Origin of the sequence: Vibrio superstes (genome assembly GCF_003569005.1) — a bacterium.
Classification (GTDB): Bacteria; Pseudomonadota; Gammaproteobacteria; order Enterobacterales; family Vibrionaceae; genus Vibrio; species Vibrio superstes.
Map to the genome: position 1 here is coordinate 1287967 of NZ_BCUR01000001.1, position 18879 is coordinate 1306845.

An 18879-nucleotide genomic window follows, 5' to 3' on the forward strand; every position below is an offset into this window, starting at 1 on the left:
TCTGAACTGCTGTTGGCACATAATGTAATTTTCAAGATGAGCGTTGTCGCTTTATAGACTGTATAACCATTGGTAATACAGCATCGATTTTCTTTATCAATGGAATGGGAGTTCAACGATGAGTGCTTTGTATATGAAGGGTTCAAGAGCTCTAATCATCTGAGGTGCCTAAATTAGTATCATTTTGTAGCAATATTTAACGCCGCAATTTTTGAGATAGACGTCAAATTATGAGATCAATATTATCTAGTCTCATACACAACAAGTAGAATAGCGCCACATTTCAACACCATTAAGCCTTTCCAAGCACAATGAAAAAATACGCACTGATTGCAGTTATTCTCTCCATTGCGGGGTTCTCTGCATTTTCCCTTCATACGACCGAAAAAGAAGCGCCAAAAGTGTCGAGCGCTCTCACCGTGGATACGACTTTTGCAGGGCAGGATACCCTTGAGCGTAGCGTTCATATGTTGGGCAATACATTTGCTCACCAATCCGTCGATATCAAACCAGAAGAGAAAGGAAAGGTCTCAAAGGTTTTGGTTAAATCGGGAGAGGAAGTTAAGAAAGGACAATTGCTATTTCTGCTTGATGACCGACATCAGCGCGCTGTGGTTCAGCGAGAAGCCGCGAGCTTGAAAGAATTGCAACGCCAGCACAGTAATTTACTGCGACTCTTACCTAATGGCGCCGTTCCGCAAGGAGATGTGGACGCAGCGCTGGCTAATGTTGAAATGCAAAAGGCTGAGTTAGATCTCGCTAGGGCAACGCTGCAAGACAAGCGAGTCACTGCCCCATTCTCGGGTACTTTGGGCCTAGTCGATATTACTATTGGGCAAAATGTAGAAAGCGAGAGCGTATTAACCACGCTTGATGACTCGAGCCATCTTAGATTGAATGTGGCACTTCCCGCTAAGTATTTGCGTCAACTTAAGGTCGGACAAACCACTAATCTCTCAAGCATTGAAGGGGCGAAGTCTGTAAAGGCCACTCTGACAAGTTTGGATAGCCGAGTAAACAGTCAAACGCAAAACATCCAAGTGCAGTTTCGCATCGACAATGATGAGGCAGACCTAACCCCAGGCAGTCTTGTACTAGGTGAATTACCGCTGCCGACCCAGGCCGAAGTCACCGTTCCTTTGCAGTCAGTGGTGTATCGAGGGCATGAGCGCTTTGTGTATGTGGTGCAAGATAGCAAAGTAGAAAAACGTCATGTGGAAAAGCGAACAGTGACACTTGGTGAGCGCACGGGTGAGAAAGTACAAGTCCTAGAGGGGCTGCAGGTTGGTGAAGAAATTGTTTATCGCGGCACGGTGAAGCTGCGTGAAAATGCAGAAGTGGAAGTCATTGAAACGGTAGACACTCACTTGCCAAGTGGTGACGTTTAACCATGAAACTGTCCGATTTTGCAATGTATCGCCCAACCTCGGCGATAGTGTTAAACATTCTGTTTATTGTGTTTGGCTTAGTTGGCGCAAGTATGCTGGCCGTTCGAGAAATGCCCGATGTGGAAACTAGTGTGGTCTCTGTGGGTACATCCTATGGCGGTAGTGCTTCATCCATAGTTGAGAGTCAAATAACTAAGCCTATCGAGGACCAACTTAGCGGCATCGATGGTATTGATTATATTTGGTCCTCTTCGTGGGATGGTTGGTCTGGCATCAACATTACCTTTAAGTCCGGTTACGACATGATTCAAGCGGTCAGCGATGTGCGCGATGCCGTAAGCCGAGCACGTGGTAGTTTGCCTGACGACGTTGATGAACCTATTGTGCGCAAGAACAGCAGTGAGGGTGACCCTTTCATGTGGCTCAATCTCACTAGCACTAAGCACGATCGCATCGAATTGAGTGACTATGCACAGCGGATATTAATAGAGCGCCTAAGCTTGGTGCCGGGTGTCAGCTCCATTAATACCTCTGGTGTGATTGAACGCGTGTTGTATGTGGAGATCAACCCAGAAGATCTTGCCGCACGCCAGTTAACCACCACAGACGTGGCGCAAGCATTGCGAGCAGAGAACCTGCAACTTCCTGCTGGGTATGTGAGGAATGAATCACTGAATGTGGTGGTTCGTTTAGAGCGTCTGTATCAAAAAGCTGAAGATTTTGAGCAGCTACAAATTGCCGAGAAAGACGGTCAATCTGTGCTTTTAAAGGACATTGCCAATGTCTACATAGGCGCCAAAAAAGAGACCACCACTTTTAAAGCCAATAACATCGATAGTATGGGCCTTGGCATTGTGGCTATGTCTCAAGCAAACCCTCTAACGGTATCGGATTCTGTTCTGGATGAACTCAAGTCATTGCAGCACTTTTTGCCTGAGGGTGTTGAGCTACAGGTTGATTACGACAGTACGGTTTTTATTCGTGAGGCTATAAAAGAGGTCTACATCACGCTGGCCATTACTGCTGTGCTAGTGACGGTAGTGCTGTATCTCTTTTTGGGACGACTCTCGACCACGATTGTTCCTGCGATAACCGTACCGGTTTCTCTTATCTCGGCATTTTCTGTTGCTTACTTGTGCGGTTACTCCATCAATCTAGTCACACTGATGGCCTTGATTCTGGCCATTGGCTTGGTGGTGGATGATGCCATCGTAGTGGTGGAAAACATTGTGCGCCATAGACGAAACGGTGCGCCGGCTATGGTGGCAGCGTTCAAGGGAACCAAAGAGCTTAACTTTGCCGTAATTGCCACCACACTGGTGTTGATCATGACCTTCCTGCCATTGATCTTTCTAGATGGAAAGCTAGGCAACATGTTCGCAGAATTTGCGGTTATTTTGTCTGCCGCTGTGGGCTTTTCATCCATTGCAGCCCTTACTCTTGGTCCCGTTTTAAGCGAGCTATTGTTCCGTAAAGAACTCGAAGAGCCCAACCGCGTTTGTTTGGCTGTCGATAACGGCGTAAGCCGTATCCAAGCACTCTATCGCAAGCGCTTAGAGTCGGTCCTGAAGTGGAAAACTTTCTCTCTATTTGTACTTATCGTCTGCTCTGCGGGGCTTTACTTTGTCTATCAACAACAGCAACGAGCGTTTGCGCCAGTGGAAGACAGAGGTGCGGTGAACGTTTATGTTGGCGGCATAGAAGCCACCAGCTATGAGCGAATGCTTAAGAGCATGGAGCAAATTAATGATCGCTTGATGCCACTCGCCTCAGAAGAGGGGCCCGTGGCCTCGCTTAATTATTCAACTCCTGCATTTGGCACATGGGCAGACCATCAAGGTTTCTTTATTATTCGCCTAAAGCACTGGAACGATAGAGAGATGAATGCCACTCAAGTGGTCAATCATATTAAAGAACTGACCCGTGATGTGACTGACGTGCAGGTGTTCCCCTATCAACCAGGCTTTGGTGGCGGAATGGGGGAGCCAGTGCAGTTTGTGCTGCAGGGTGAAGAATATGACGTCATCTATGAGATTGCCAAAGAGCTGGAAAAATCAGCGGAATCCAGTGGCAAGATGGATGGTATTAAGCTTGATTACAACCCGACCACACCAGAGATTTTATTGACGGTCAATCGAGAGGTCGCTCGAGACCTGGGTGTCAGTGTTAACGAGATCGCCTCAACCTTAGAAGTGTTACTCGGGGGCGCAACAGAAACTCGCTTTGAAGAGTCTGGTGAAGAGTATGACGTCTACCTTAAGGCAAATGAAGCTCAATTTAACTCTGCGGCGGACCTGAGTAAGGTGTATCTTCGCTCGAAAGAGGGAGAGTTAATCTCTTTAGATATCTTAGTGTCTGTGAATGATGTGGCTTCTGCGCGTGGCCTATTTCATTATCAACGCAAGAAATCCATTACCCTTAAAGCAAATTTAGTGGATGGAGTAACGCTAGGTGGCGCTTTGAATTACCTAGAGCAGCAGGCATCACCATTACTACCGCCTGGGTATACCTACGATTACGCGGGAGAGTCAAAGGATTACTATGATAACCAACGTGAAGTGTGGCTTATCTTTGCGCTGTCATTATTTGTCTCTTACTTGGTGCTTGCCGCGCAGTTCGAAAGCTTTGTGAGCCCTACGATCGTCATGTTGACGGTGCCGATAGGCTTGTTGGGCGGTCTGATTGGTATCTTGTTAGCTGGAGACAGCTTTAATCTCTATTCTCAGCTGGGGATGCTTATGCTCATTGGCATGGCGACAAAAAATGGCATCTTGATCGTAGAGTTTGCCAATCAGCTAAGAGACCGCGGTCAAGACGTTAAACAAGCGATTCTTAATGCTTCAGAACAGCGCCTTCGCCCAATTGTGATGACGGCAATGACCACACTTCTTGGCTCTATACCTATGTTGATTGCTACAGGGGCGGGTTCAGAGACGCGCTTCTCTGTGGGTATCGTTATCTTCAGCGGTATGCTGCTGACCACAGTGGTGACTTTGTTTGTCATACCGAGCCTTTATCTTTGGATTGGAGGTCATAGCCACTCCCCTGAAGCTCGTGTTAAGCAGGTCAATAACTTATTGGCGGAGCACACTTAAAGAAAAGATGCATCTTGTCGCATGTGGTTAATTTTTAGTCTATAACTCAATGGCTAAGCGTATAACTGATGTTGCTTTATGAGCTCAGTTTCGATCTCTTCGAAATTGAGCTAGGAATACACGACAAGGAGTTTCTATGAAGTCTTTCAATGGTGCTAAATGTAGGCTAGCTATCATAGCATCGGTACTAGTGGGGGTATCCACCGCCACTGTTGCTGCGGAAAAGCCCAATATCTTGGTGATCTGGGGTGATGATATTGGGCAGTCCAATATCAGTGCATACACCTTTGGTTTGATGGGCTACAAAACCCCAAATATAGACCGAATTGCCAAAGAAGGCATGATGTTCACCGACTACTACGGCGAGCAGTCGTGTACGGCAGGTCGCTCTACCTTCATTACTGGACAAAGTGTGCTGCGTACTGGCCTGAGTAAGGTGGGTTTACCTGGGGCAGATCTTGGCTTACAGGCAGAAGATGTCACCATCGCTGAGGTGCTCAAACCTATGGGTTACGCCACTGGGCAATTTGGTAAGAACCACCTTGGGGACAAAGATGAGCACTTGCCAACCTCACATGGCTTTGACGAATTCTTTGGCAACCTATACCACCTTAATGCAGAGGAAGAGCCTGAGAATATCGACTACCCGAAAGACCCAGAGTTTCGTAAGAAGTTTGGTCCGCGTGGTGTCATCAAATCTTATGCTGACGGCAAGATTGAAGATACAGGGCCACTGACGCGTAAGCGGATGGAAACGGTCGATGATGAAACCTTAGCGGCGGCCATTGATTTCATGGGGCGCTCAGTCAAAGCAGACAAGCCTTTCTTTGTTTGGTGGAATGCCACCCGAATGCACTTTAGAACCCATGTGAAGTCAGAACTCGCTGGTTCCACTGGCATAAGCAATTACGCTGACGGTATGGTAGAGCACGACAACCATGTTGGGGAGTTACTTAAAGCGGTCGATGATCTTGGCATCACAGATAACACCATTGTGTTTTACTCAACGGATAACGGACCACACATGAATACGTGGCCAGATGCGGGCTTAACGCCGTTCCGCGGAGAGAAAAATACCAACTGGGAAGGCGCTTATCGTGTCCCTGCAATGGTTCGTTGGCCGGGTAAGATAGAAGCGGGAAGCGTGTCTAATGAGATCATGCATCACATGGACTGGTTACCCACCTTTGCCGCCGCTGCTGGTGACGACGAAATCAAAGAGAAATTGGTGAAAGGGACCTCTGTTGGTAATACTAAGTACAAGGTTCATCTTGATGGCTATAACTTCTTACCACACCTAACGGGTGAAGAAGAGCAGGGTCGCCGAGAAGAAATCTTCTACTTTACTGATGACGGTGATCTCGCCGCTCTTCGTTACAACAAGTGGAAGGTGGTGTTCCTAGAGCAACGCTCTACAGGAACCTTGAACATCTGGGCTGAACCGTTCACGCCACTTCGCGTTCCAAAGATATTCAACCTAAGAATGGACCCCTACGAGGTTGCCGACAGAACCTCCAATACCTACTACGATTGGATGCTAGACCGCGCCTTTATGTTAGTGCCGGCACAGACCTACGTTGGCAAGTACTTGGCAACCTTTGAGGAATTCCCTCCAAGACAAAAAGCGGCAAGCTTTAGCTTGGATCAGGTAATGGAAAAACTGCAAACCCCGCAGAATAAATAAAACAAGGGGTAGAAACCTAAGACCAGGGCCAATTATTTGGCTCTGGTCTTTCTTTTTAAGCTATTGTTGTTAGTAGAAAAATTAAAAGTACGTTCGCTATAAGGGTAGTATGTTGAAACGATTTGGCAGGAAGCTATTTTTGTTCATCGCAACGATGGGAATTGGGTTCGCTCTATCAGTTGCGCAGGCTGAAGACGCAGGGTTTGTGGGAAGCAAGGCTTGCCTTGATTGTCATCAGCAAGAGTACCAACAGTGGCTGGGCTCCGACCACGAAATGGCAATGAAACACGCAGATGAAGCGAGTGTATTGGGTGACTTCAATGATGCTAGGTTTGAGTTTGCAGGGGTCGAAAATCGTTTCTTCAAAAAGGGCGAACAATATTGGGTCAATATTCAGGGTGATGACGGTCAATATCGTGATTATCAGATCAAATATACCTTCGGCTACGATCCTCTTCAGCAATATATGGTTGAGTTTGAGGATGGTCGTGTTCAGTTAATCCCATTTGCTTGGGATTCTCGCTCAAAAGAAGAAGGGGGTCAGCGCTGGTTTCACCTCTATCCAGACCTAACACCAACCGATGAGTTTTATTGGACTAACTCAGGGCAAAATTGGAACTTCATGTGTGCCGATTGTCACTCAACCAATCTAGAAAAGAACTACGACCGTGAAAAAGACATCTACGCCACCACTTGGTCTGAGATCAACGTGGGATGTGAGGCTTGCCATGGAAAAGGCCAAGCGCATATGACCTGGGCAAATGGTGATAGAACCAGTCAAGTTGTTCATCTGGGGTTTGACCGCGACCTTTCAAAAGCCGTGAAAGAGTGGGTGTTTGAAGAAAACATGCCAGCCCTGCAACCTAAGAGCATTCACCCTACCGACCAAATGACCATGTGTGCCCAATGCCACAGCCGTCGCACTCAACTGACTGAAGATAAAGACCATGTGCAGGGCCACTTACTTGATCGCTATCGATTGAGCCTTATTACGCCAGAGCTCTATCATGCGGATGGGCAAATCTTTGATGAGGATTATGTCTATGGCTCGTTTCTTCAATCAAAGATGGCGGAGAAAGGTGTGAGCTGTACCAATTGTCATAACCCTCACACCGCTAAGCTGGAAATTGTCGAGGAGGCGGTGTGTAGCCAGTGTCATTTGCCGACGAACTTTTCACCGGAAAACCATACCTTCCACGATAAAGACTCTGAAGCCTCAAAATGTACCACTTGTCACATGCCTGAGACGACTTACATGCAGGTTGATCCACGACGAGATCATAGCTGGCAGATCCCAAGGCCAGATCTCAGCACCCATTTAGGCACGCCTAATGTGTGCACCTCTTGCCATGAAGACCAAACCAATGAATGGGCATCTGAGTCATTAGCAAAATGGTTCCCCAATTCAAAACATCAAAATCAGCAACACTTCGCCGTGGCATTTTATGCGGCGGAAATTGGCTATCAAGGGGCTGAAGATGCACTGGCTTATACGGCGCAAGATAATACACAAAGGGACATTGTTCGAGCCTCTGCCACCAGTCGTTTAGCCCCTTATCAAGGAAAGAACATCACAGTGGCGCTTGCACGGGCAGTGAAGCATGACAGTGAGTTGATTCGAGTTTCTGCGGTGCAAGGCTCTGCAAGCTTTGAATTAAGGGATCGCTGGCAAATACTCGCGCCATTATTGGAGGACAAAGTACTAGGTGTGCGTACAGAAGCGGCAAGCGCGCTGGTGGTTTACTGGGCTGAGTTAAACGAGCAGCAAAAACAAGCCCTAGCTAAGCCATTGCAAGAGTACGTGGAGATACAAGAATTTAACTCCGACAGAGGCTTTGGGCGTACTAACTTAGGAAACGTCTATCGAGCGCAAGGTAATTATGCACAGGCGATTAAGGAATATGAGGGAGCCAAAGCGGTTGAGCCCTATTTTGCCAATAGCTACGTGAATCTTGCCGACCTTTATCGTGTACAAGGAAAAGAGCCACAAGTATTCTCGACTCTTAAGCAGGGCATTAAGGCGCAGCCAAAATCTGGTGCGTTACGATACAGCGCCGCTCTGTCACTACTGCGCCAAGGCAAAAATAATCAAGCCACTCAATATTTGCAACAAGCAACAGAGGTTGAGCCTGACAATGCGCAGTATTGGTATCTGTATGGCTTGTCGTTGGAATCGACAAGCGTGCCGCAGGCCTCTAAAGCGTTGGATAAATCCTTTAGAATCAGCGGCAACCCTCAGCAGCTCTACGCTCGATGCGAGATGTTGGTGAAATACAGTAAAGACCCAAGTATCGAGTTCCAAGCGCGTCAGTGCATCATTGAGCTTGAGAAATACGCCCCGCCAGAGGTGGTTAAAGGATTGCGAGCTAAGCTATAACGACGAACCTGTATAACCATTAGTTATGTTTATCTTGCGTAGAATAGAGATATTCGATGTTTGAGGATGAATTATGAGTGCGTCACAAGAAGCGGTTTCAGCGTTAGTCTCTCAGGTAGAGCAGTCTGTTGTTGGGCAGCGACACGTTGTTGAATCTTTAGTGTTAGGTCTACTAACTAATGGTCATGTATTGCTAGAGGGGCTTCCGGGAACCGCAAAAACCCGCTCTGTAAAGGCACTAGCGGATGCACTGCTCTCATCCTTTGGCCGTATTCAGTTTACCCCCGATCTGTTGCCCTCGGACGTCACTGGTACAGAGGTCTATCAAGACGTTGCTGATGGTTCGGGCAACAGCAAGCCACAACTGCACTTTCAGCCAGGCCCCATCTTCAATAGTATTGTGCTGGCGGATGAAATTAACCGCGCACCCGCTAAGGTACAGGCAGCGCTTTTAGAAGCAATGGCAGAGGGCACCATTACTGTGGGTGACGAGACGCATCAACTGCCTGATCTGTTCATGGTATTAGCGACACAAAACCCCATCGAGCAAGAAGGGACCTACCCTTTGCCTGAGGCGCAAATGGACCGCTTTATCTTAAAGGTAACGGTGGATTATCCCGACGATGATGCAGAGATGGACATCATGCGCTTGGTACGCTCTGAAGAGACCTCAAGCAACACTCAATCACAGCAACAGAACATAACCTCGATCGATCCAGTGCACGTGCTTAAGGCAAGAGAAGAAATTGCTAAAGTTGAGGTGTCGGAGATCGCAGAGCGTTATATCGTTGCCCTTGTCATGGCGACGCGTCACCCTAATCGCTACCCTGAATCAAATCTCTCTCGCTGGATTCAAGTCGGCTCAAGCCCTCGCGCAACCATAGCACTGGATAAATGCTCAAGAGCCTATGCTTGGCTCAAAGGCAGAGAGTACGTGCAGCCAGATGACGTTCGAGCTGTCGCTCATGGCGTACTTGGGCACCGACATACTCAAAGTTATGACGCATTGGCAGAAGGGATTTCTGCGAAGCAGGTAATCGATGAGCTTCTTGATACCGTAGCCATCGGCTAGTTGCTTTGCGGAGGTAACGCTATGAAATCAGCTCAACGTGAAGCCGGTGATGCTCGAATCTATTGTCAATATGCCCGCTTAGTTCAACTGCAGGGGCAGGTGAGCTCTTTCTCCTTTTTACCCCAATTGAAGGCGGGCACTATTTTGTCTGGCCGCCACCAATCCCTGTTTCGTGGCCGAGGATTAAATTTTGAAGAGCTGCGTCACTATCAAAATGGCGATGATATTCGCAACCTTGATTGGAAAGTCACAATGCGCACAGGTAAGCCGCACGTACGAGCCTACACAGAAGAAAAAGATCGCAACGTTATTTTGTGTGTTGATCAGCGCTCTAGTCTGTTCTTTTCCTCTATCGAGGTAATGAAATCCGTCGTCGCTGCTGAGGTTGCTGCTTTGAGCGCTTGGCGAGTGCTTAAGGACAGTGATCGAGTGGGCTTTGTTATGGCAAAGCCCAATAGCATTGATTGGTATAAACCGCAGCGCAGCCGCTCCCATTTGTTACATCGACTAAATTGTCTTGCCGAAGCCAATCAGTCCCTTAATGTTTCCTCTCAAGATAGTGAGTCGGCATCATTTGGACAGTTGATGTCGGTCATTACCCGCGTCGCAACCAAAGGCTCTACCGTCATAGTGCTCAGTGATTGGCATGGGGCAAAAGAGTCTGATGTTGATAGGCTGCAACAGCTTCAGGAGCATAATGATGTGCTTACGGTATTGATCTCTGACGAGTTAGAAGAAGAACTTCCTGCACGCTCTAATTGGGTGATGGGAGACGGTACCCATCAGCTGAATATCAGTGAATCGTCAAAGCTCAAGCAAGCTAATCTCGGATTAAAGCAACATCAAGAGCTCAAAAAGAGTCAGCTGGTACGTTTGATGGCAGCAAAAGGGCTACCTTTGATTCATCTAGATACATCCGGCAATCATCTAGAGCAATTTAAGCGTGGTATGGGAGCACATCGATGACGATACATACGCCACCGCAAAGCTATATGTTGCGTGATATTGTCGAGGTTGCTGTGGCACCGTCAGTCAGTTGGATGCCGCAAACCATTGGCTGGAGAGTCGTTGCTGTCATTGCATTGGCCTGCGCTATCGTTTGGTCCTATAAAAGCTTACAGCGTTGGTGGAGCAACCGATATCGACGTGAGGCCGTAGCCAGCCTGGATATGATGTTACAGGCGTGCAAAACCGCACAGGAAACAGATAAAGTCTATCGTCAGCAGATCTCTCAAGATGTGTATCGCGTTTTGAAGACAGTGTTGTCGGCGGTTGATCCACAAACACGACCGTTATATGGGCAGCCTTTTTTGCAATCTCTTGATGCTCAGAGCGAACCTAGGCTTGATGTATTCGCCAGTAAATGGTCGCATTGGCCTCAATCATTGCTTGTAAAGCAAAACGCCCTTGATAAGACGGAACTCTTGGCCTTGATTGCTGATAGTCAAGTGTGGGTGAAACAGCACCTTGCTCTAGCTAAAAATGCACAAGGGGAGATGAGCGATGCTTGATTCTTCTCTGGAGCTTTTGCACCCCTATTGGTTATTGGCTCTGCCTTTACCACTACTGGTGCACTGGCTCATTCCGGCCTATCGTACTAAGCAATCTGCCATAAAGGTCCCTTTTTTTGGCGTCTTGCTTAAGGCTCTAGGGGAGTTGCCGAACGAGGGTGCCAGCCAACTGCGTCCGTCCTTATGGCAGCGATGCATTTTGGTGATGTCATGGTGTTTAGTGATCTTTGCCTTATGTAAACCGACGATTCTCGGCGAGCCTCAAATACGTGAACGCTTAGGGCGTGATGTGATGGTGGTGGTGGATTTGTCTGGCTCTATGGCTGAGCAAGACTTCACTTCGCAAAGTGGTGACAAAATCTCTAGGTTGGATGCGGTAAAAGAGGTACTCGAAACCTTCGTCGAATCAAGAAAAGGCGATCGATTAGGGCTTATCTTATTTGGCGATGCGGCCTTCATTCAAACACCGTTTACAGCAGACCAAACGGTATGGCTTAATCTGCTTCAGCAAACTGATGTTGGGATGGCAGGAGCGAGTACCTATCTTGGTGATGCTATAGGCTTGGCTATCAAGGTGTTTGAAAACAGTGCCGAAACTCGCGGAGAAGGCGCACGTGAAAAGGTCGCGATTGTGCTGACCGACGGCAATGATACGGGAAGCTTCGTTGAGCCAATCGATGCCGCTAAGGTTGCTAATGCAAAGGGGGTGAAGATCCATGTGATTGCCATTGGCGATCCTGCCACTGTGGGTGAACAGGCCTTGGATATGAACACCATTTCGCGTATTGCGTCAGAGACAGGTGGTGAGGCATTTGAGGCTCTAGATAGAGAAGCACTGACCCGAGCTTATGAAGAGATTGGAGAGTTAGAGCCTCAACTCTATGAAAGCTCGACCTATCGCCCTAAAACCAGCGTGCACGCCTACCCAATTATGCTGGTGGTTGTCCTGTATTTGCTGGCCTTCATGGTCAGTACAGTGAAACGAATGGCGACAACGAATACCAATGAGACGACGAAGGAGAAAACGGATGTTTGATTCTCTTTTGTGGCAACAAGTGTTCACTCAATTTCATTTTATTAGGCCGCTATGGCTCCTTGCTCTTATTCCTTTAATGGCCGTGGTCTATCTGCGTTGGAAGCATGAGACCGTTGGTAGTTGGCAAGCCTTGCTACCAGATCATCTAAGAAAGCCTTTGACCATCGGCGATATGGGGTGGCGAAAGCAACTGCCTCTAAAATTGCTATTTGTCTCTATGTTGCTGGCAATTATTGTCTGCGCAGGGCCTACCTGGCAAAGATCACCATCGCCTTTTGGTGAAGACAAGGCATCACTACTGATTGCGTTGGATAACAGTCCCTTAATGCTGAACGAGGACTTGCCACCTAGCAGATTAGAGCGTTCAAAGCAGAAGGTGCAGGATCTCTTAGCACTTCGTGCTGGCGGGCAAACAGGCCTAGTAGTGTATTCTGGCACAGCTCACCTTGCCATGCCAATGACCAAAGACAGCTCTGTATTTGCTCCTTTCTTGGCGGCCATTGAGCCTAGCATTATGCCTGTCGAAGGGAAAAAAGCGGACAGCATTATAGCGCTTATCGATGAACAGTTGGCTAGTGATAAAGCGGGAACCGTACTTCTTATTAGTGACGGTATTACACCAAACAGTCTCGAACCACTTGCCCAATACTTTAATCAAAGTCGTCATCAACTGCTTGTTCTAGCCGCAGGCAACCAGCAAGTGCAAAGCAGTAATCCAATGGATCTCAACTCGCTGAAGCAATTGGCGAGTGAAAGCGGTGGGAGCATAGAGGTGATTTCCATTGATGGTACCGATATTAGCGCACTAAATCGAAAGATTGAACGTCATATGCAGCTTAACAATGAGTCAGCAATGCCATGGCAAGACATGGGGTATTACTTGCTAGTGCCTATCGCTTTATTGCTACTGTTTTGGTTTAGAAAGGGCTGGCTTGTTCAATGGGCACTGCTGTTTTGTGTTCTCACGCTTGCTTTGCCTGTGAACAAGGCTTATGCGTCGCTCGAGATGCACAAAGCCGAATCCACAGAGGCAAGCGTGGAACTAACGCAGTGGGACAAGGTTTCTCAAATGTGGGTCGATCTATGGCTGACTCCAGACCAGCAAGGGCAGTGGCACTTTAATCGACAAGACTATCTTGAGGCGGCGATTCATTTTCAAGACCCGCTTCGCAAGGGCATAGCCTATTATTATGCTGGAGAATTTAAACTGGCTCATGCGCAGTTCTTAAATGCAGACTCAGCCCTGTCACTGTTCTATGCGGGCAATGCGTTGGCCAGACAGCGCGAGTATCTCAAAGCTAGGGATTTGTTCGCCTATCTGCTAAAACAAGAAAAATGGGAGCTACCAGAACAACTTACCACGGATGTGGAGCATAACTTGAAGGCGATGCAGGCCATTGTTGATGAGGTGAATCGGCTCAGTGAGAGTCAGGCAGGCACCACAGACGGCCCTGAAGACTCAATGGAGCTAGGTGATAAGCCTCAGACAGGGGATGGCGCAGAAGACCAAGCGGTGGCAGCAATGATGCTAAAAGAGACGCTCAATGCCAATGAAATACTGGGTAGTGATGAGCTTGCTGATAAGTGGCTGCGTAAGGTGGAGTCCGACCCTAAGTTCTTTCTAAGAGCCAAGTTTCAAATTGAGTTACTTAATCGTCAAAGTGAGGAGCCAAGTAATGCGAAGTAACCTTTGGCGCCTTATCTTAAGCGCTTTCATGTCGATGGCGTTTACGACGAGTAGCTTTGCCAGTGACGTAGCGCAGCTGCAACGCAGTGGCGGTGTGCAGATCAAGAGCTGGTTGAATGATAATCAAGATATCGAACAACCAGAGCAGGTCACTATCAACGAGCAGCTCACCCTGTATATAGAAGTATCGACACCGCGCTGGTTTACGGGCGGGACTCGCATTGGTGGCATTGAAATACCGGATGTCATAGCCAAGCAGCGTTCTCAACTTGCGGTTAATTACGCAGAGAGGCGAAAGGGCGCGACCTGGTCAGTACAGTTATGGGAGATTAATTTGTATCCGCAAAGGAGCGGCGAGTTTGTTATCCCACCACTTGCGGTGCAGGTACAAGTCTCTGTTGACAGTGGCGTGAATGTGAAAGGTAACCTCTACACCGAACCATTGCGATTTACGGCTAGCTTACCAAGCGGGCTATTGACGGAAGAAACGCTTTGGATTAACAGCCCTAAGGCTGAAATAAACCAGCAGTGGCAACAGTCTAATCAAGAACTGAAGGCCGGAGATACCATTACCCGAACCATCCGTATTGAGGCAACAGATACCTTGTCGGTGTTATTACCTTCGGTAATGTCTACCGATAGCGTGAATAGAAATAAAAATTATCAAGCATATGCAAAGCCAGTGAGGCTGTCAGATACGCAAAATCGAGGTCAGTATCAAGCACAGAGCGTCGAGGAGGAGGTTTATGTGCTACAAACTGGGGGAGAGCTAACCTTTCCTGAGTACTCGATATTTTGGTGGGATTCAGAGCAAGGTGAATTGCGAGAATTGAGACTTGAGGGGCAGTCTTTCAAAGTGTCCCATACCTTCTCTTCGTGGGTGCGCTATTATAAAGATAACTTACTGATTACACTCTTTGTTTTCATTGTAGTTATTGGGTTTTATTTAGCGTTAAAACGCTATTATAAGAGCCAACCTAAGCCTGCTTGGTGGGTGTTTGTTCAAGAATTGAAATTAGGCAATGATCAGCGAATCCGGGCCTGTTTGTATGTTCGATTACGCTCTCAATCGGGTGATTTACAATTGAATGCATTGTCGAGCACTGTTGATTGGCAAATACTAGCGAACCAAATTCAAGACGAAAAGATCTCTTTTATTAAGGGATGTTCTCTATGGCGAGAAATAGGAAGACTGGCTAGTCAAAAAAATGAGCAAAGGAAATCGCATTATCTCGCTTTGCCTCAATTGGCGAGGTTAAATGAGCGCTACAAAGGCCCTAGATATTAGCCTAGGGGTAAACACAATAGGAACCTATGAAAAGTACTGAGCTTAATTTAATCCCTTTCTTTGTCGCTGTGTACGAAGAAAGCAGTATGTCTAAAGCCGCCAATCGTCTTGGGGTCAGCCAGCCAGCAGTAAGTAAGTCTTTAAAGCGCCTACGAGAGATTTATGACGATCCTTTGTTCCATAGAAGCCCTACAGGGGTTACGCCTACGACTTTTGCTGTTGATATTTACCCAGCGCTGTCTGCCTCGTTTAAGAATTTCACCTCCACCTTGTCTGCAACACGAGACTTTAACCCAAAAGATTCTCATCGTATCTTTTCGATTGCTTGCATAACCACTGTGGCTTACCAATTGATGCCGGATCTATTGGCGGCCATAAAAAACAAAGCGCCTAATATCGACCTTGAGGTACACCCTCTGTTTACCGAGGATCATGAGTCAGATTTGCGTTTGCAGCGATACGACTTGGTCATTGATATGCGACCAATGGAAAGGACATCGTTAAAGGTAATAAAGCTGGGTAGGGAAAGCATCAAGGTGATCGCTAGAGAAGGTCATCCAAGACTCTCTGGTGAGATTACCGTAGAGCAATTTCTAGCAGAGGGACATATCGCGGTGTCTCGTTGGAAGAGTCGAAGTGCGCTCTTGCATCACTTCAAAGAGTTGGATAATCGTAGGATTGTGTACCGCTCTCCTGGTGTACTTGAGGTGCTACCTGTGGTGTGTGGTACTGATTACCTTGCCCTGTTCCCAGTGTCTATCATCGAAACCATGGCCACGCATTTCCCGATACAAACCTTAGAGGCACCGTTTCTGGATATATCAGAAGATGTTTGCATGCTTTGGCATCCAAGTAGAACCACAGAAAATGGCCACAAATGGTTACGAAGCCAAGTGCAGTCAGTGTCAAAGGTGATCTTTAAAGATTAGGGTCTGTTGACCCCAGTGTGATGATATAAAAGGCCCACTTGGTATTATCACTCCTTAACAATACCAAGAGGGTCGTTAGTCTATATGTTATAGGCTATGCCAGCGTTTACCCGCTTCGAATCCTACGAGCGACGACATACGTTCTAAATATGTCGATGGAGTGCACTGGGTGTTTTCTTGCGCTTCAGTGAACTGGTTAAAGAAGGATTTGTAAATGGTGAACATATCTTCATTTGTACCAGTAATTGCTTCTTCTCTTGCTAGCTTTCTCGCTTTTTGAGTCAGGTAACTCTCAATTACGCTTGATTCCCCACGCAGTAAAGCGTGTTTGTTGATCCAGCCTAACTCGCCATTTGCGATGTCAGTAGTGATAGAGCTTTTAAGCAATGATAGTTTGGTTGTATCCATTGATGCATTCCTACTTAGTAATTATCAAAAGACCACTTTTCCAGCACAGCTCGCCTGTGACATAGGGAAAAGATCGGGGGCATGCTAGACCCAGAAAGCATCTTCGTCTACGAAATTCACACAAATTTACATTTATACCTATAAAGTGGTACATGAGCGGTATGCACCTCATTGCACTGCTTTTTTTCTTTCTAAATGAGGGATATACTCCAGTCTACTTGTCGGAGTGCCATAAGGCTGAGACCGTTAACTCGGGATCCGTTGAACCTGATCAGGCTAATACCTGCGAAGGGAACAAGAGTAGAGATCATAACACCCCAGATCTCTATCCCCAGATCATAGCTCTATCTGAGCGATGATCTGTCTTGTTGCATCAAAATCCGTCAAGCATTTTTAATAACCAATAGGAAAAATGCTATGTCGACACGTAAACAAGCAAGGCTAGACGCCAAAAACTTTATCGACTCATTGTCGGTAACGCCTTACCCCAACTCCACCAAACGCTACATTCAAGGTACTAGAGAGGATCTGCAGGTACCCGTTCGCGAAATCTCGCTACAAGATAGCTTGATCGGTGGTAGCAAGGACAACCCTCTATTTCAGCCCAATGAGCCTATCCACGTTTATGATACCTCGGGTGTCTACACAGACCCCAAGCATCACATCGATCTTTACTCGGGCCTTCCAAAACTAAGAGAGCAGTGGATATCAGAAAGAGGCGATACTGAGCTTCTTGATGATGTCAGTTCGGTATATACCAAGTCTCGCCTTGAAGACGATACGCTAGATGAACTGCGCTACGGTAACCTTCCTAGAATTCGTCGAGCCATTAATAAGCAGTGTGTGACTCAACTTCATTATGCGCGTCAGGGCATCATCACCCCTGAGATGGAGTACATTGCCATCAGAGAAAACATGGGGAGGCAAAAATTTGCCGATGAGCAACTCAATCATCAACACCCAGGTCACGCCTTTGGTGCCAACCTTCCCAAGGAAATCACACCAGAGTTTGTGCGCAAGGAAGTCGCTGAGGGCAGGGCTATCATCCCATCAAACATCAATCACCCAGAAGCGGAACCTATGATCATCGGGCGTAACTTCTTGGTGAAGGTCAACGCGAATATTGGTAACTCTTCGGTAAGTTCCTCGATCGAGGAAGAAGTAGAAAAGTTGGTATGGTCTACTCGATGGGGAGCGGACACGGTAATGGACCTGTCCACGGGGAGAAACATCCATGAGACTCGTGAGTGGATCTTGCGCAACAGCCCTGTGCCTATTGGTACTGTGCCTATGTATCAAGCCTTGGAGAAGGTAAATGGCATCGCTGAGAACCTTAATTGGGAGGTGATGCGCGATACCTTGATTGAACAAGCAGAGCAAGGGGTGGATTACTTCACCATTCACGCGGGTTTGTTACTGCGTTACGTGCCAATGACGGCAAAAAGAGTAACCGGCATTGTTTCTCGAGGTGGGTCTATCATTGCGAAATGGTGCTTGGCTCACCATCAAGAGAGCTTCCTCTACACCCACTTTAGAGAGATTTGTGAAATCTGTGCCAAGTATGATGTGGCGCTGTCTTTAGGAGATGGCCTGCGTCCGGGCTCTATCGCGGATGCGAATGATGAGGCTCAGTTTGCTGAATTGCGTACCCTTGGCGAGTTGACTAAGGTAGCGTGGGAGTATGATGTGCAGGTGATCATTGAAGGACCAGGGCATGTACCTATGCATATGATCAAAGAGAACATGGATGAGCAACTGGAGCATTGTGATGAGGCACCTTTCTATACGTTAGGGCCCCTCACCACTGACATCGCTCCTGGATATGACCACATCACCTCAGGTATCGGAGCCGCTTTGATTGGTTGGTACGGCTGCGCCATGCTGTGTTACGTGACGCCGAAAGAGCACTTGGGCTTGCCTAATAAAGAAGACGTCAAAACGGGGCTGATTACCTATAAGCTCGCGGCTCATGCTGCCGACCTTGCAAAGGGGCATCCTGGCGCGCAGATCCGCGACAATGCCTTATCCAAGGCGCGATTTGAGTTCCGCTGGGAGGATCAGTTTAACCTGTCTCTTGATCCTGAAACCGCTCGCGCCTTCCATGATGAAACCTTGCCTCAAGAATCTGGCAAGGTGGCACATTTTTGCTCTATGTGTGGCCCTAAGTTCTGCTCAATGAAGATCTCGCAAGAGGTCCGAGAGTATGCCAAGGATATTGAACAAGTCGCCGAGGATCAGTCTTTGCATATTAAGATGCTTGATGATCCCCTTGAAGGGATGCGTCAAAAATCTCAAGAATTTCTCGATACGGGTGCTGAGCTATACCATCCCAAGGAGCTAACCAGTCAGTCAGATTAACCAGTAACAGAAACACAAAGGGCTATCCAAGTGGATAGCCCTTATT

General features: G+C 47.4%; 13 protein-coding genes and 1 riboswitch. Of the genes, 12 read left to right on the forward strand and 1 reads right to left on the reverse strand.

Annotated elements, in window-relative coordinates:
* Positions 1–311: 311 nt before the first annotated feature.
* From D5I41_RS05615 to D5I41_RS05665, 11 genes are all read left to right on the forward strand, one after another.
* Positions 312–1388, forward strand: coding sequence for an efflux RND transporter periplasmic adaptor subunit (locus tag D5I41_RS05615; RefSeq protein WP_119008912.1), 1077 nt, complete (start codon positions 312–314; stop codon positions 1386–1388).
* Between the two features lie 2 nt (positions 1389–1390).
* The gene (locus D5I41_RS05620; protein ID WP_119008913.1) at positions 1391–4483 is read left to right on the forward strand and encodes an efflux RND transporter permease subunit; all 3093 of its coding nucleotides are present in this window, start codon (positions 1391–1393) and stop codon (positions 4481–4483) included.
* 136 nt (positions 4484–4619) lie between these two features.
* A complete protein-coding gene (locus D5I41_RS05625) occupies positions 4620–6167 on the forward strand; it encodes an arylsulfatase (protein WP_119008914.1) in 1548 nt (515 codons plus the stop codon).
* A 109-nt stretch (positions 6168–6276) separates the two neighbouring features.
* Positions 6277–8544, forward strand: coding sequence for a multiheme c-type cytochrome (locus D5I41_RS05630; protein ID WP_119008915.1), 2268 nt, complete (start codon positions 6277–6279; stop codon positions 8542–8544).
* A gap of 73 nt (positions 8545–8617) precedes the next feature.
* Positions 8618–9616 carry an AAA family ATPase gene (locus tag D5I41_RS05635; protein ID WP_119008916.1) on the forward strand — a complete coding sequence of 333 codons (999 nt, stop codon included), beginning with the start codon at positions 8618–8620 and terminating at the stop codon, positions 9614–9616.
* A 21-nt stretch (positions 9617–9637) separates the two neighbouring features.
* Positions 9638–10582: a DUF58 domain-containing protein gene (locus D5I41_RS05640; RefSeq protein ID WP_119008917.1), complete on the forward strand. Its 945-nt coding sequence runs from the start codon at positions 9638–9640 to the stop codon at positions 10580–10582.
* Positions 10579–11127: a DUF4381 domain-containing protein gene (locus D5I41_RS05645; protein ID WP_119008918.1), complete on the forward strand. Its 549-nt coding sequence runs from the start codon at positions 10579–10581 to the stop codon at positions 11125–11127. Before D5I41_RS05640 ends, D5I41_RS05645 begins: the two co-directional genes overlap by 4 nt.
* Positions 11120–12163 carry a vWA domain-containing protein gene (locus D5I41_RS05650; protein ID WP_119008919.1) on the forward strand — a complete coding sequence of 348 codons (1044 nt, stop codon included), beginning with the start codon at positions 11120–11122 and terminating at the stop codon, positions 12161–12163. The genes D5I41_RS05645 and D5I41_RS05650 overlap by 8 nt, the downstream gene beginning before the upstream one ends.
* Complete coding sequence (locus D5I41_RS05655) at positions 12156–13850, forward strand: VWA domain-containing protein (protein WP_119008920.1); 1695 nt, start codon at positions 12156–12158, stop codon at positions 13848–13850. The genes D5I41_RS05650 and D5I41_RS05655 overlap by 8 nt, the downstream gene beginning before the upstream one ends.
* Positions 13840–15138 carry a BatD family protein gene (locus D5I41_RS05660; protein WP_119008921.1) on the forward strand — a complete coding sequence of 433 codons (1299 nt, stop codon included), beginning with the start codon at positions 13840–13842 and terminating at the stop codon, positions 15136–15138. The genes D5I41_RS05655 and D5I41_RS05660 overlap by 11 nt, the downstream gene beginning before the upstream one ends.
* A gap of 26 nt (positions 15139–15164) precedes the next feature.
* Positions 15165–16067 (forward strand): LysR family transcriptional regulator, encoded by a 903-nt coding sequence (locus D5I41_RS05665; protein WP_119008922.1) that lies wholly within the window; start codon positions 15165–15167, stop codon positions 16065–16067.
* An 87-nt stretch (positions 16068–16154) separates the two neighbouring features.
* On the opposite strand, the gene D5I41_RS05670 is transcribed toward D5I41_RS05665, so the two are convergent.
* A complete protein-coding gene (locus D5I41_RS05670; RefSeq protein ID WP_119008923.1) occupies positions 16155–16475 on the reverse strand; it encodes a hypothetical protein in 321 nt (106 codons plus the stop codon).
* 212 nt (positions 16476–16687) lie between these two features.
* Positions 16688–16786: riboswitch (TPP riboswitch) on the forward strand.
* Positions 16787–16892: 106 nt separating this feature from the next.
* Here D5I41_RS05670 and thiC point away from each other — a divergent pair.
* Positions 16893–18833 carry a phosphomethylpyrimidine synthase ThiC gene (thiC, locus tag D5I41_RS05675; protein ID WP_119008924.1) on the forward strand — a complete coding sequence of 647 codons (1941 nt, stop codon included), beginning with the start codon at positions 16893–16895 and terminating at the stop codon, positions 18831–18833.
* Positions 18834–18879 lie beyond the last annotated feature (46 nt).